The sequence below is a fragment of the Actinoallomurus sp. NBC_01490 genome (genome assembly GCF_036227085.1).
GTDB lineage: Bacteria > Actinomycetota > Actinomycetes > Streptosporangiales > Streptosporangiaceae > Actinoallomurus > Actinoallomurus oryzae.
This window is the reverse complement of sequence record NZ_CP109433.1, coordinates 6,892,939-6,905,897: the sequence shown is the minus strand read 5'-3', so window position 1 is coordinate 6,905,897 and position 12,959 is coordinate 6,892,939. Positions and strand designations below refer to the sequence as shown.

The window sequence follows — 12,959 nt, the reverse complement described above, 5'->3', positions numbered from 1 at the left end:
AACCTCCCTTTGTGGATTCGCGAAAATGGTGGGCTCTGGGCGCCGTCAACCTGTGCGTCCTCGCCGTGACCCTGGACGGCACGATCCTGTCGGTGGCCCTGCCGGAGCTGGCGAAGGCGCTTTCGGCGACGGAGTCGGACCTGCAGTGGTTCCTGTCCGGCTACCTGCTGACCCTCGCGGCCGGCGTGCTGCCGGCCGGCCTGGCCGGAGACAGGTGGGGCCGGAAGAAGGTCATGCTGGTGTCGCTGGCGGCCTTCGGGGCCGGATCCGTGCTGTGCGCCTACGCGCCCTCACCGGGCACCTTCCTGGCCGCGCGGTTGCTCCTGGGCTTCGCGGGCTCCGGTATCACGGTCATGGCGATGTCGGCTCTCACCGTTCTGTTCAACGATCGTGAGCGGGCCGCGGCGGTGGGCGTCTATGAGATCGCGAACTTCCTGGCACTGCCGGTCGGGCCGATTCTCGGCGGCTGGATGCTGTCGCATCTGTGGTGGGGCTGGGTATTCCTGATCAACGTTCCGGTCGTCGTCGTCGGACTGGCCGTCGGCATCGTCCTGGTGCCGGAATCGCGCGCCTCCAGGCGTCCCGACCTCGACCTGGTCGGGACGATCTCGTCGGTCGTCGGGCTCGTGGTACTGACCTACGGCCTGATCGAAGCGGGCGACCGTGGCTGGAGCGCGCCCATCACGCTGACGGCGACCGTGGGCGGCCTCGCGATACTGGCCGGCTTCTTCTCCTGGGAGCGTCGCCTCGGCAACCGCGGTGGCCGGCCGATGGTCGACGCCGCTCTGTTCAAGGCCAGGGCCTTCTCCTGGGGGGCCATCCTGAGCGGCACGGCGGGACTGTGCATCGCGGGACTGCTGTTCAGCATGCCGCAGTACTTCCAGGCGGTGCAGGGAGCCGACGCCATGGAGTCGGGCCTGAAGATGCTTCCGTTCGTCATCGGCCTGATCGCCGGCGCGCTGCCCGCCGGCGCGCTCGCGAAGGCGGTCGGTGCCAGGCTCACCATCGCACTGGGCTTCGTACTGGCCGGCGCGGGCGCCGGGATCGGTTCCTTCACCGGCTCCGTCTCGGACACCGCGTTCGTCGCGGTCTGGATGGCGATCCTGTGCGCGGGCGTCGGGCTGGCCCTGACCGCGACGACGTCGGTCGCGCTGTCCGAGCTGTCCGTCGAGCGCAGTGGGATCGGCTCCGCGGTGGTCCAGACGTTCCAGAAGACCTGCGCTCCCTTGGGCAGCGCGGTCATGGGAAGTGTGCTCGCCGCGTTCTACAAGGCGCATCTCGGCCATACCGGGCTTCCGGCCGACGCCGCCGCGGAGATCCGCCACAGCGTTTTCAGCGGACTGGCCATCGCCGACCGGCTCGGTTCGCTCTCGCTCGTACGCGAGATCCGCGACGCTTTCGCCTACGGCCTGGACGTCTCGCTGGTGGTCACGGCCGGTATCGCGCTCGGCGGACTCGTCCTGACTCTGGTGTTCGTCTCCGGAGCCAAGGCCGCCGGGCACGCCGGAGCGGCGGTCCCCGAAGCCTCTTCCACGGGCAGAGGCTGACCGCTCGATCGGAAGCGGACGGCGTCCCGCCGGGCTGGCACGGCTCCCGCGTGCTTTCAAGAGCTTGAAGTCCGCGGTGGCGACCGACACCGAGGGCATCGTCTACTCATCGTCGGTTTACCACTGGGCGGGCGACGGCGAGGGGACGCTGTTCCTCTCGCCCAACCCTCGCCGTGAGTACGACACGCCGCAGACCTCGTGGCGGTGGACCGGCGACACGATCATTCAGGGGTTGCTCGAACAGTACGCACGGGTCTACCCCAACCTCCGCGCACACGCCCCGGGATATCCCTCTCCCCGGGAGCTGCTGAGCAGGACCAAGCTCGGCAACGTCGACTTCGAGGGCGAGATGTCGCACGACACGGCCGGCTCGGATCTGATCGAGAGGCTGCTGCTCGACGACGACCCGCGCCCGCTCTACCTGCAGGCCTGGGGCGGTACCAACACGATCGCGCGTGCGCTGCGCTCGATCCAGGACCGGTACGCCGGGACCCCGCAGTGGCAACGGGTCTACGACAAGGTCTCGGCCAAGGCGGTCATCGTGGCCGGCGGCTTCCAGGACCTGACCTACACCGGCTACATCGCGCCCAACTGGCCGAAGCTTCAGGTGCGCGACGTGAGCGGTGGTTATGGCGCCTGGGGCTACTACTTCGAGGGCCAGAGTCCCGTGCCGCAGCAGTGGCAGTACTACTTCGGCGCCGACTGGACCAGGAAGAACATCCTGGACGTCGGGCCGCTGGGCGCGCAGTACTTCGTGTGGGGCGACGGCCGGTCGACGCCCGGCGATCCGCTCGACACGTTCGGCGACCTGAGCAACCCGCCGAAGTGGCTGCCGGCCCGCAAGAAGCACGACTTCCTGTCGGAGGGCGACACCGTCGCCTTCATGAACCTGATCGACACCGGTCTGCGCAGCGAACCCGACCCGACCTGGGGCGGCTGGGGCGGACGCCTGGTCCGGCAGACCACCGCGCCGAACCTGTGGACCTCCGCGCCCTCCGACCTCGGCCCCGGCGGAAAGGCGATCGGCTCGTACGGCTGGACCCGGTGGATCCCCGCCGCGCAGAACGACTTCGCCGCCCGTCTGAAGTGGAGCGTCACACCGCCGGGACGGCCGGTCGATCACCAGCCGGTGGTCCGGCCGCTCACCCGGGACGGTCAGGTCCGCGCGGGGACGACCGTCACCGTGTGCGGGCTCGTGTACGACCCGGACGGCGGGCCCGTCGCCGTACGGTGGTCGCAGTACCAGGACGCGGGCACGTTCCCCGGAGCGGTCACGATCACGGGCGCCGACCGCCGGTGCGCGCAGGTGGCCGTCCCGGCCGGAGCGCGAAGCGGCCGGACCATCCACCTCATCCTCACCGCGACCGGCAGCGCGCGAACACCGCTGACGCACTACGGGCGCGTCGTCCTCACCGTCCGCCGACCCGGGAAACGACCGTGCGCTCGCGATCGAGGTCGGTGCCGAGATCGCGGCCGATGGCGCGAGGTTCCCGGTCGCGATCGAGACCTCCGGCGTCCCCGACGCGTTCGAGGCCACGGTGGACCGCGTCGCCGACGGCGGCGGTCTCATCGTGGTCGAGCAGAGCAGCCGGCCCGCCCGGCTGTCCACGTTCACGCTGGTGCAGCGGCGGCTCACCCTGCGGGGCCGCCTCATCTACGACCACCCCGGCGACTTCGCCCGCACGCTCGCACTGCTGCGCGACCACGACCTGCGCCCGGGACGCGTGCTGCGTGCCCGGTTCGAGTTCGCCGACGCCCTGGCCGCCTTCGCACAGGCGTCTGATGTGCCCGGCAAATCCTGGATCAGCCTGCCCCGCACGGAGGATTCATGACCGTGGAGACCCGGTCGGCCATGGGCCGCCCCTCCGATGACGCCGCGCGCGTGCCGGCGGCGGGCTTCGGCGGCACCTACGGGTGTTCATCTACCAAGGCGTCTTTCCCGACGACGATGCGTCCTGACCCTCCAACCCCACCACAGAGGTGACCCCCATGTCCCATCGTGTCGGCCCGACCAGGATCGGTCCTCGCGCGTTCGCCGCCGTGGCCATGGCGCCGTCCTCGCCGGAGGCTGCGCGGCCCCCGGCGAGTCCAAGGACTCGGGCTCCAGCGGATCCGGTCCCACAAGATCGCAGTCATCGACGCCCAGAGCGGGCAGCTGAGCTCGCTCGGCAAGTGGGAGTACAAGGGAGCCAAGCTCGCCGTCGACGAGTGGAACAGGGCCGGCGGCATCGGCGTCCGCACCTCGCTCGGCCGCCGGATGCGGGCGATGCGCGACGACCCGCTGGCCGCCGGAGCGGTCGGCGCGCAGATCCCGCTGCTGCGGATGACCGCGTTCCTGCTCGCCAGCGTGTACGGGGGAGTGGCGGGCGTGCTGTACGCGGGTCTGGTCCGCTTCGTCGCGCCCGACACCTTCAGCATCGCCAACACGTTCCTGCTGCTGGCGATGGTCGTCATCGGCGGCCGGCAGAGCCTGGTCGGCTGCGTCATCGGCGCCGTCGGCCTGTCGCTCATCCGCGAGGTCGGGAAGCGGTTCCGGGGTTGCGGGCCCTGGACGGGGTGTCGCTGACCGCGCGCCGCGGCGAGATCCGGGGCATCGTCGGGCCCAACGGTTCGGGCAAGACGACGCTGTTCAACGTGGTCAGCGGGTTCTACCGTGCCTCGGCCGGGCAGGTCGCCCTGGCCGGGCGGCCCGTGTCCGGCGCCCGCCCGTACCGGCTGTCCCTGCTCGGCCCGGCCCGCACCTTCCAGAACCTGCGGCTGTTCACCGACCTGACGGTCAAGGACAACGTGCTGGTCGCGCTGGACCGGACACGGACGCGGGCGATCTGGCGGTACGTGCTGTGGCCGGTCGCCATCTGGCGGCGGGAACGCCGGCTCGATCACGCGGCCGACGGGCTGCTGGCCCGCTTCGGGCTGACCGAGTTCGCCGCGATGCGGCCGAGCTCCCTGCCGTACGGGATCCAGCGCCGGATCGAGATCGCCCGCGCCATGGCGGGGTCGCCGCGGCTCCTGCTGCTGGACTCAACGGTGAGGAGGTGCGGCAGCTCGTCGAGATCGTCCGCTCCATCCGCGACAGCGGTGTCACCGTCGTGCTCATCGAGCACAACATGGGCCTGGTCATGTCGCTGTGCGAACGCGTGACGGTGCTGGCCGGCGGCTCGGTCATCGCCGAGGGCACCCCGGCCGAGGTGGTCGGCGACCCCAAGGTGATCGAGGCCTATCTCGGAGACTCGGCAATGGCCGACCTGCCCCTGCCGGAGGTGACGCAGTGAACGAGCCCGGGACCGCACCGGCCCAGGCCACGACGGCGGGCGGCACGCTCGCCGTGGAGGGGCTGTCGGTGCACTACGGCGGCGTCCGCGCGGTCCGGTCGATCGACTTCACCGTGGCCCCCGGCCAGGCGGTCGGCATCATCGGCGCCAACGGAGCGGGGAAGATCTCGACGCTGAAGGCGCTGATGGGCCTGGTGCCGCGCAGCGGGCGGATCCGGTTCGGCGACACCGACCTGCCCGCGGTGCGGTCGCGGGACGTGGTCCGCCACGGCATCGGGTACGTCCCCGAGGGCCGGCACGTCTTTGCCGGCCTGACGGTCGAGAGGAACCTACTGCTGGGGGCGTACACCCGCCCGTGGCGATCCGAACGGACCCGGCGAGCCCTCGGCGAGGTGTACGAGCTGTTCCCGGTGCTGCGGGAGATGCGCGGCCGGCTCGCGGGCGCGCTGTCGGGCGGCCAGCAGCAGATGCTGGCGGTGGGCCGCGCGCTCATGACCGAGCCGAGGCTGCTGCTCCTCGACGAGCCGTCGATGGGGACGTGAATGTCGCCGGGGGCTGTCACAGATCCGGGTGCTGTGTGGTCTTAGCTGGTGACCGGGGGCAAGTGGTGCTTCCCGGTGTACAGGGAGGCGTTTCATGAAGTTCGTGGTCATCGGCGGCACCGGTCTCATCGGGTCCAAGGTCGTGGCGGGCCTGCGTGAGCGTGGGCATGAGGCGGTGGCGGCGGCGCCGAGTACCGGCGTCAACACGCTCACCGGCGAGGGGCTCGCCGAGGTCATGACCGGTGCGTCGGTCGTGGTCGATCTGTCCAACTCCCCGTCGTTCGAGGACGGCCCGGTGCTGGAGTTCTTCCAGACCTCGACCCGGAACCTGCTGGCGGCCGAGACGGCGGCGGGCGTGGGGCACCATGTGGCGCTGTCGGTGGTGGGGGCCGAGGACCTTCCCGACAGCGGATACCTGCGGGCCAAGGTCGCCCAGCACCGGCTGATCGAGGACTCGTCGATCCCGTACACGATCGTGCAGGCGACGCAGTTCTTCGAGTTCGTACGAGGCATCGCGGACTCGGCCACCGAGGGTGACACGGTGCGGATGGCGCCGGTGTCCTTCCAGCCCATCGCGGGTGAGGACGTGGCCCGGGCGGTCGGTAAGGCCGCGCTGGGCGAGCCGGTGAAGGGCCGGGTGGAGGTCGGCGGGCCGGAGCGGTTCCGGATGGATGAGTTCTTCCGGGACGCCCTTGCGGCCTGGAACGACCCGCGGCAGGTGGTCACCGACCCGCACGCCCGCTACTTCGGCACCGAGCTGAAGGAGCGTTCCCTGGTGCCCGGCGATGACGCGCCCCTGGGCGAGATCCGGTACCGCGACTGGCCCGGCCGTGTTCCCGCCGCCGAATGACGTATTGGAGGCACGCTGATGTCGGACAGTACACGGCAGCACGGATCGACCGCGTGGCAGACGGCGCTCACCACGCTGCAGGAGGTCTCACCGCCCTTCATCCCCGCCGGAGCGCACGCGATGACCGTGGTCGTCGAGTACCCGCCCGGCGACCCCGGCGCGCCGCCCCACCGCCACTCCGGCCCGGCGTTCGGGTACGTCCTGGAGGGGGAGATGCGGTTCGAGCTCGAGGGCGAGCCGGAGCGGGTCGTGCGCGCGGGTGAGGTGTTCTGGGAGCCGGGCGGCGACGTCATCCACTACCAGGACGGCAACAATCGCGACGACGGCCCGGTCCGGTTCACCGTCACGATGCTCTGCGAGCCAGGCAAGCCGATGCTCACCGTGGTGGACGACGAGGAGCTCGCGCAGCGCGCGGACCGCCGCGCCCCCCGACCGGAAGGACGTTCATGAGCACCCCCGGCGGCGACGACGGCTCGCTGCACGAGCTGGAGATCGAGGTCCGGGAGGAGCTGGTCCTGACCGAGTCCAACGGTCCGGAACAGGAGGCCGACCTGCCGGTCACCGCATGGCTGTACGACCCGGCGGACGCCGAGCGCGAGAGGACCATCCTTCGGGGCCTGCTCGGCGCGGTCGAGGACCTGGAGAACGACGCGCGGCGGCAGGGGAACACGGGTGACTGACGCGGCCGGGCCTCCACCCGCACCGGCGGGCCGCGCCCCGGAACCATCGCCCGCCCGGGCGGGGTTCCGGGGCGCGGCCCGGTCAGCGCTGGATCGCCTTGGTCTCCAGGAACTCCTCGAGGCCGAGCCGGCCGAACTCCCGGCCGTTGCCGGACTGCCTGTAGCCGCCGAACGGGGCCAGCGGGTTCCACTCGCCACCGTTGACGTCGACCTGGCCCGCCCGTAGCCGCCGGGCGACCGCCAGCGCGTGCCCGGGCTCGCCGAAGACGCCACCGGTGAGTCCGTACATCGTGTTGTTGGCGATCTCGACGGCCTCGTCCTCGTCCCGGTACGGGATGATCGTCAGCACCGGGCCGAAGATCTCCTCCTGCGCGATCGCGGAGTCCGGGTCGACGTCGGTGAAGATCGTCGGTCGTACGTAGGCGCCCTTCTCCAGGCCCTCCGGCCGTCCCAGGCCGCCGAACACGGGTTTCGCGCCGTCGGCGATGCCGCGTTCGATGTGGCCCTCGACCTTCTGCCGGTGTGCCTCGGAGGCCATCGGGCCGACCCAGGTGGTCTCGTCGTTCGGATCGCCCACGGTGTACTGCGCGGCGGCCGCGACCGTCAGCGCCACGATCTCGTCGTGGCGCGCCCGCGGAACGAGCATCCGCGGCCACGCGCCGCAGACCTGGCCGCCGTTGACGAACACATGCTTCAGTCCCGCCTCGACCGCCTCGGGCAGGTCGGCGTCGTCCAGGATCACGAGGGCGCCCTTGCCGCCGAGTTCGAGCGCCACCCGCTTCACCGTCTCGGCGGCGACCGCGGAGATCCGCCGGCCGGCGCGGGTGGAACCGGTGAAGGAGATCATGTCGATGTCCGGGTGTGCGGACATCGCCTCGCCGACGATCGGACCGGTGCCGTACACGACGTTGAAGACTCCCGGCGGCAGGCCCGCCTCGGCGGTGATCTCGGCGAGGATCCGCGCCGTCAGCGGCGCCGCCTCCGACGGCTTGAGTACCACGGTGTCACCCGCGATCAGGGCGGGCGCCACCTTGGACATGGTCTGCTGGAGCGGGAAGTTCCACGGGGTGATCGCGCCGACCACTCCGATCGGCTCACGGACGACCAGTGAGTTGCCCGCCTCCTCGGTCCAGTCGAAGTCCGCGGCGAGGTCGGCGAAGGACCGCGCGACGAGGATCGGGAAGCCTGCCTGGGCGGCCCGGGACAGGCTGAGCGGGGCGCCCATCTCGGCGGTGATCACACGGGCGATCTCCTCAACCCGGGCCTGCAGGCCGTCGGCGATGCGCCGCACGACGGCGGCGCGGTCGGCCGGGGCCGTCGCGGCCCAGCCGGGAAAGGCCGTCCGCGCGGCGGCGACGGCACGGTCCACGTCCGCCGGCGTGCCCGCCGGTGTCTCGGCGATGACCTCCCCGTTCGCCGGGTTCACGACTTCGAGGGTCTCGGCGGATGCGGCGGGCGTGACCGCGCCGTCGATCCAGTGGCCGGTCGGTGTGTCTGTTCGTTCGGTCATGCTTCGAGTCTTCGAACTCCGGGTCGGCGGAACCAGGTACACACGATCCGCGGATACGCCCGGCGATCGGCGGTGCCCGCTCGTCCAGGGACGATCGATCCCTGGACGACCGGCGCACCCGTGCCGCACCGTGGTGCGATGACACCGGGCGGAATCGCCGGGGATGGGGAAGCAGCGCTGACCAGCGCGTTGTTCACACCGTACGGGCGATCCTCGGCCGCCCACAGAGCCGTCCGGCGCCTGGCCGGATCGGCCGTCGGCAGGAACGAGAAGGAGACTGCTGCCATGGACCGGGCTCGACTCGCGGACTTCCTGCGTACCCGCCGGGAGGCCCTGCAACCCGAGGACGTCGGGCTGCCCCGGGGACGGCGGCGGCGTACCAGGGGACTGCGCCGCGAGGAGGTCGCCGCGATCAGCGACATGTCGACCGACTACTACAGCCGGATCGAACAGCAGCGCGGCCCGCGCCCGTCCGAGCAGATGCTCGCCGCGATCGCCCGCGGCCTGCGGCTGTCCCTTGAGGAGCGGGACCATCTGTTCCGTCTCGGTGGGTATCCCACGCCCCGGCGGGTGGCGCGGGCCGACCACATCAACCCGGGCATGATGCGTATCTTCGACGGTCTTGAGGAGACGGCCGCCCAGGTGGTGAGCAGCCTCGGCGAGACGCTGAGGCAGACGCGGCTCGCCGGCGCCCTGCTGGGGGACGAGACCGCCTACACCGGGCTCGCGCGCAGCCTGCACTACCGGTGGTTCACCGACCCGGAGTCCCGGCGGATCCATCCCGAGGACGACCATCCCACGCACAGCCGCCTCCTCGCGTCCGACCTGCAGCGCGCGTACACCCGCGACGGCAGGGACTCCCGCGCCGGCGCCATCGTCGACGCGCTCCTCGCCGGCAGTCCCGAATTCGCCGCCCTCTGGCGCGAACATCCGGTGAGCGCACCGTACTGCGCCGCCAAACGCATCCAGCATCCGCGACTCGGGCTGCTCGAACTGCACTGCCAGATCCTGGTGGACCCCGACCAGTCCCAGTCGCTCCAGGTCTTCACCGCCACGCCCGGCAGCGAGAGCCACGAGAAACTCGAGCTTCTTTCCGTCATCGCCGGTCAGGGCATCTGACGGGGCGCGGCGCTCTGACGCGGCGCGACGCCGGTGGACGGTCCCGCGCCGGGAGTCCCCGGCGGTCGCCGGGGACTCCGGGCACGGCGGTCGGCGGGTCAGGAGCCGAAGACCTGGAACTCCCAGAGCGAGTAGCCGTACTGGGTCGACCGCACGGTTCCGTACACGCGGATGTAGCGGGCGGAGGCGGTGATGTCCACGCTCTGGGTTCCTCCGGTTCCGGTGGTGGTGGAGTAGACGGGGGTCCAGCTCTTCGCGTCGCTGGAGACCTGGAGCTGGTACGCCTTCGCGTACGCGGTCTCCCAGTTCAGCGTCACCTTGCAGAGGGAGCGGGTGCTCCCGAGGTCGACCTGGAGCCACTGCGGGTCGCTGAAGGCCGACGACCATCGGGTGCCCGGGTTCCCGTCGACGGCGTCCTGCGCGGGGAAGGCCACCGACTCGGTGGACGACGCCGTGGCGGTCTTCCCCTGCGCGAGGTTCGTCGTCGAGCAGCCCCCGGCGGAGTTCACGGTCCAGGTGAAGGAGGCCGAACCGGTGGCGCCGGTGGTGTCCCTGGCGGTCACCGTGACGTTCGAGGTGCCGGCCGTGGTCGGCGTGCCGGAGATCAGTCCCGTGGAGGAGTTGATCGACAGGCCGGCGGGCAGGCCGCCGGCGCTGTAGGTGAGGGTCTGGCCGGACGCCGAGTCGCTCGCGTGGATCTGCAGGCCGGCCGCCGTGCCGACCGTGGACGTCTGGTCGCCGGGGTCGGTCACCGTCACGGTGTTGCCGGTGCCGCCGCCGGTCGGCAGTGTCCACTGCTGCTGCGCCGATCCGGTGCAGGTCTCGATGTCGAGCCGCGCGCCGGTGTTGCCGCCGGGATCGGTCAGGCACAGGCCGGAGTTGGGGTTGACCAGCTCGCCGCCGTTCTGATGCCTCCAGACCTGGGCGTTCGTGCCGTTGCACGGATACCAGTCGACGTTGGTTCCGCTGGCCGTCCCGGCGCTGACGACGTCGAGACAGCCGCCCTGCACGCGTACCGTGTCGTCGCTGTACGGCGACCAGGTCTGGCCCGCGGCGCCGTTGCAGGGGCTGACGCCGATGGGGTTGCCCTCGGTGTTCAGCGAGTTCTGGTTCGTCAGGCACAGGCCGCCCAGGCCCTTCACCGTGCCCGTCCCGGTGGCGGTCGCGGTGGGCGTGGAGTTGCCGCCCTGCTCGTACACGGCCACGTACGCGACGCTCATCGAGGCGCCGGACGTGGTGGCGGAGGTCGGCGTCGTGCAGCCGCAGATCCCGTCGGGGTAGTTGCCGCCCATCGCGAGGTCCCAGATGATGAAGAACCCGTGGTCGATGGCCTGCTGCCAGGCCGTCGTGCCCACCGACGCCTCGGTGACGGTGCTCTCCACCGTGCCGTCCATCAGGAACTGCAGGGACTCGGCGCTCGTGTTGGTGCGGTCGATGATCACCGTGTAGGTGTGGTAGCCCGTCTGGCAGGTCGAGCCGGCGTTCGGGCAGGCGATCAGCGGGTGGCCGGGGCTGGTGGCCGAGGTGTGGAGCGTCTGCGAGGCCTGGTTGAGGCCGTTGACGTCCTCCATCATGTCGATCTCACCCGAGGTGGGCCAGCCGCCGCCGGCGCGCATCGGCGAGCCCAGCGCCCAGAACGCGGGCCAGTACCCCAGCCCGCCTGCCGGGTTCGGCTGCTGGATCGACGCCGTCATCTCCAGCTTGCCGCCGGGCGGGGCCTGGAAGTCCTCGCGGGTGCTCTCCAGCCGTGCCGAGGTCCAGGTGCTGCCGTTCTTGAGGGCCTTGAGCACCAGATGGCCGTTCCCGTCGAGGAAGGAGTTGGCGGTCGAGGCGGTGGTCTGCTCGATCTCGCCCGTGCCATAGCCGGTGCCGATGTCGTAGAACCAGTTCGCCGACGAAGGCGGCGACCCGGCGGGCCCGGCGAAGTCGTCGCCGAACACGGTCGTCCACCCGGCCGGGGGCGGCGGCACGGTGTCGGCGTACGCGGCGGGGGCGCCGGCGACGGCCGTGGCCAGGATGGCGCTGAGGCAGGCGCCGAGCAGCGCCGTCACCGCCAGGACCGCCCGGCGGCGGAGCGGCCCGGAGCCGGGACGGCGCCGCGGAGCGCCCTGGGCGATGCGGGGCAGAGGATGTTCCCGGGCGGTGAACAGGGAGCGGATGATGATCCGCGTCATCTCCCCTGCTCTGCCGATCCGGGGCCGTCGAGGTGGTGATGTTGAGGCCGATGACATCTGGGGTCTCCCGAGTGGCGAGGCGGAGGCATGTCAGAGAGCGCTCTATCGGCCGTACATTCGACTCATTCAAGCCTTTTGTCAAGGTTAAAACTAAGTGCCCGGTCCACCCGGGTCGCGGTGGCTCGCCGAAGACGGGAAGATGTCGGAGCGGCGGCGCGGAGAGGGTGACCGGTGCGGGTGTTCAACAGACGGTTCGCCACGGCGACAAGGCGGCTCGGACACGCCGAGACCGCGGTGCGGCTGGCCGGGGTGTACGCGCTGGCCGCTCTGGCCGACGACTGGCAGGACGGCCGGCAGAGCTGCATCGACGAGCTGTGCGCCTACCTGCGGACTCCCTACGAGCCTCCCCCGGAGGCCGACCCTCCGGCCGCCGAACAACTGGCGTTCGGCGGCAGACAGGAGGTCCACCACGCCGTCATCTCGATCATCACCGCGCACCTTCGCGAGAACGCCCGGGTCTCCTGGCGGGGCCATGACTTCGACTTCACCGGTGTCCGCTTCGACGGAGGCGACTTCAGCCGCGCGGAGTTCTCCGGCGGCACCGTCGACTTCCGTGACGCCGTGTTCTCCGGCGGCACCCTCGACTTCACGGGCGCCGTGTTCTCGGGCGCCACCGTCGACTTCACCGGCGCGACGTTCTCCGGGGCCTCCCTCGACTTCACGGGCGCGACGTTCTCCGGCGGCACCCTCCACTTCGTCGCCGCGGAGTTCTCCGGCGGCGCCGTCCACTTCGGCGGCGCGACGTTCTCCGGAGCCACCCACTACTTCGTTACGGCGGTGTTCTCCGGCGCCTCCCTCGACTTCGCCGGCGCGACGTGTTCCGGCGGCGTCCTCGACTTCGCCGGCGCGGAGTTCTCCGGCGGCACCGTTCACTTCACCGGCGCGGCGCTTTCCGGCGGCATCATCGGCTTCGTCGGCGCGGAGTTCTCCGGCGCCACCGCCCACTTCAACGACGCGGAGTTCTCCGGCGGCACTCTCGACTTCACCGACGCGACACTGTCCGGCGGCACCCTTCACTTCACCGACGCGGAGTTCTCCGGCACCGGCGTCGTCTTCACCGGTGCGACGTTCTCCGGCGGCACGGTCGACTTCAGCGACGCGACGTTCTCCGGCCGCCGGGGCGGCCTCGGCAAGGACATCGCCATCGACCCGCCCGCGGGGCTACTGCTGCCTCCCGCATAGCCCTTCGAGGTCACGCGCGGCGG

The 12,959-nt window shown here is 71.2% G+C and carries 13 protein-coding genes; 11 read left to right on the top strand and 2 right to left on the bottom strand.

Features of this window, described 5'->3' with window-relative positions; genetic code table 11:
• Positions 1 to 11 precede the first annotated feature (11 nt).
• The 9 genes from OG417_RS32185 (at position 12) to OG417_RS32145 (ending at position 6,891) form a co-directional block, all read left to right on the top strand.
• Positions 12 to 1,547 (top strand): MFS transporter, encoded by a 1,536-nt coding sequence (locus tag OG417_RS32185; RefSeq protein WP_329236514.1) that lies wholly within the window; start codon positions 12 to 14, stop codon positions 1,545 to 1,547.
• Between the two features lie 64 nt (positions 1,548 to 1,611).
• Positions 1,612 to 3,330 carry a DUF1593 domain-containing protein gene (locus OG417_RS32180; RefSeq protein WP_329236511.1) on the top strand — a complete coding sequence of 573 codons (1,719 nt, stop codon included), beginning with the start codon at positions 1,612 to 1,614 and terminating at the stop codon, positions 3,328 to 3,330.
• Positions 3,331 to 3,546: 216 nt separating this feature from the next.
• Positions 3,547 to 4,113, top strand: a complete 567-nt coding sequence (locus OG417_RS32175) for a branched-chain amino acid ABC transporter permease (RefSeq protein WP_329236509.1) — start codon at positions 3,547 to 3,549, stop codon at positions 4,111 to 4,113.
• Complete coding sequence (locus tag OG417_RS32170) at positions 4,086 to 4,688, top strand: ABC transporter ATP-binding protein (RefSeq protein ID WP_329236506.1); 603 nt, start codon at positions 4,086 to 4,088, stop codon at positions 4,686 to 4,688. The genes OG417_RS32175 and OG417_RS32170 overlap by 28 nt, the downstream gene beginning before the upstream one ends.
• Complete coding sequence (locus OG417_RS32165) at positions 4,637 to 4,819, top strand: hypothetical protein (RefSeq protein WP_329236504.1); 183 nt, start codon at positions 4,637 to 4,639, stop codon at positions 4,817 to 4,819. Before OG417_RS32170 ends, OG417_RS32165 begins: the two co-directional genes overlap by 52 nt.
• On the top strand, positions 4,816 to 5,361 hold the full coding sequence (locus OG417_RS32160) for an ABC transporter ATP-binding protein (RefSeq protein WP_329236502.1): 546 nt from the start codon (positions 4,816 to 4,818) through the stop codon (positions 5,359 to 5,361). The genes OG417_RS32165 and OG417_RS32160 overlap by 4 nt, the downstream gene beginning before the upstream one ends.
• A 94-nt stretch (positions 5,362 to 5,455) precedes the next feature.
• Positions 5,456 to 6,211, top strand: a complete 756-nt coding sequence (locus tag OG417_RS32155; RefSeq protein ID WP_329236500.1) for an SDR family oxidoreductase — start codon at positions 5,456 to 5,458, stop codon at positions 6,209 to 6,211.
• 18 nt (positions 6,212 to 6,229) lie between these two features.
• On the top strand, positions 6,230 to 6,661 hold the full coding sequence (locus OG417_RS32150) for a cupin domain-containing protein (RefSeq protein WP_329236498.1): 432 nt from the start codon (positions 6,230 to 6,232) through the stop codon (positions 6,659 to 6,661).
• A complete protein-coding gene (locus tag OG417_RS32145; protein ID WP_329236496.1) occupies positions 6,658 to 6,891 on the top strand; it encodes a hypothetical protein in 234 nt (77 codons plus the stop codon). The genes OG417_RS32150 and OG417_RS32145 overlap by 4 nt, the downstream gene beginning before the upstream one ends.
• Positions 6,892 to 6,973: 82 nt before the next feature.
• Here the strand turns inward: OG417_RS32145 and OG417_RS32140 are convergent, their stop codons facing one another.
• Positions 6,974 to 8,401 (bottom strand): aldehyde dehydrogenase family protein, encoded by a 1,428-nt coding sequence (locus OG417_RS32140; RefSeq protein WP_329236494.1) that lies wholly within the window; start codon positions 8,399 to 8,401, stop codon positions 6,974 to 6,976.
• Between the two features lie 285 nt (positions 8,402 to 8,686).
• Between OG417_RS32140 and OG417_RS32135 the strand changes: the two genes are divergently transcribed.
• Positions 8,687 to 9,520, top strand: coding sequence for a helix-turn-helix transcriptional regulator (locus tag OG417_RS32135; RefSeq protein ID WP_329236492.1), 834 nt, complete (start codon positions 8,687 to 8,689; stop codon positions 9,518 to 9,520).
• A gap of 98 nt (positions 9,521 to 9,618) precedes the next feature.
• Here OG417_RS32135 and OG417_RS32130 read toward each other — a convergent pair whose 3' ends face one another.
• Positions 9,619 to 11,694, bottom strand: a complete 2,076-nt coding sequence (locus OG417_RS32130; protein ID WP_329236490.1) for a discoidin domain-containing protein — start codon at positions 11,692 to 11,694, stop codon at positions 9,619 to 9,621.
• Positions 11,695 to 11,931: 237 nt separating this feature from the next.
• Between OG417_RS32130 and OG417_RS32125 the strand changes: the two genes are divergently transcribed.
• On the top strand, positions 11,932 to 12,936 hold the full coding sequence (locus OG417_RS32125) for a pentapeptide repeat-containing protein (protein WP_329236488.1): 1,005 nt from the start codon (positions 11,932 to 11,934) through the stop codon (positions 12,934 to 12,936).
• Positions 12,937 to 12,959: the final 23 nt, after the last annotated feature.

Excerpts from the sequence above, each read along its gene's own strand:
- OG417_RS32155 (WP_329236500.1), top strand. The coding sequence starts at position 5,456 with ATGAAGTTCGTGGTCATCGGCGGCACCGGTCTCATCGGGTCCAAGGTC.
- OG417_RS32150 (WP_329236498.1), top strand. The coding sequence starts at position 6,230 with ATGTCGGACAGTACACGGCAGCACGGATCGACCGCGTGGCAGACGGCG.
- OG417_RS32145 (WP_329236496.1), top strand. The coding sequence starts at position 6,658 with ATGAGCACCCCCGGCGGCGACGACGGCTCGCTGCACGAGCTGGAGATC.
- OG417_RS32140 (WP_329236494.1), bottom strand. The coding sequence starts at position 8,401 with ATGACCGAACGAACAGACACACCGACCGGCCACTGGATCGACGGCGCG.
- OG417_RS32135 (WP_329236492.1), top strand. The coding sequence starts at position 8,687 with ATGGACCGGGCTCGACTCGCGGACTTCCTGCGTACCCGCCGGGAGGCC.
- OG417_RS32130 (WP_329236490.1), bottom strand. The coding sequence starts at position 11,694 with ATGACGCGGATCATCATCCGCTCCCTGTTCACCGCCCGGGAACATCCT.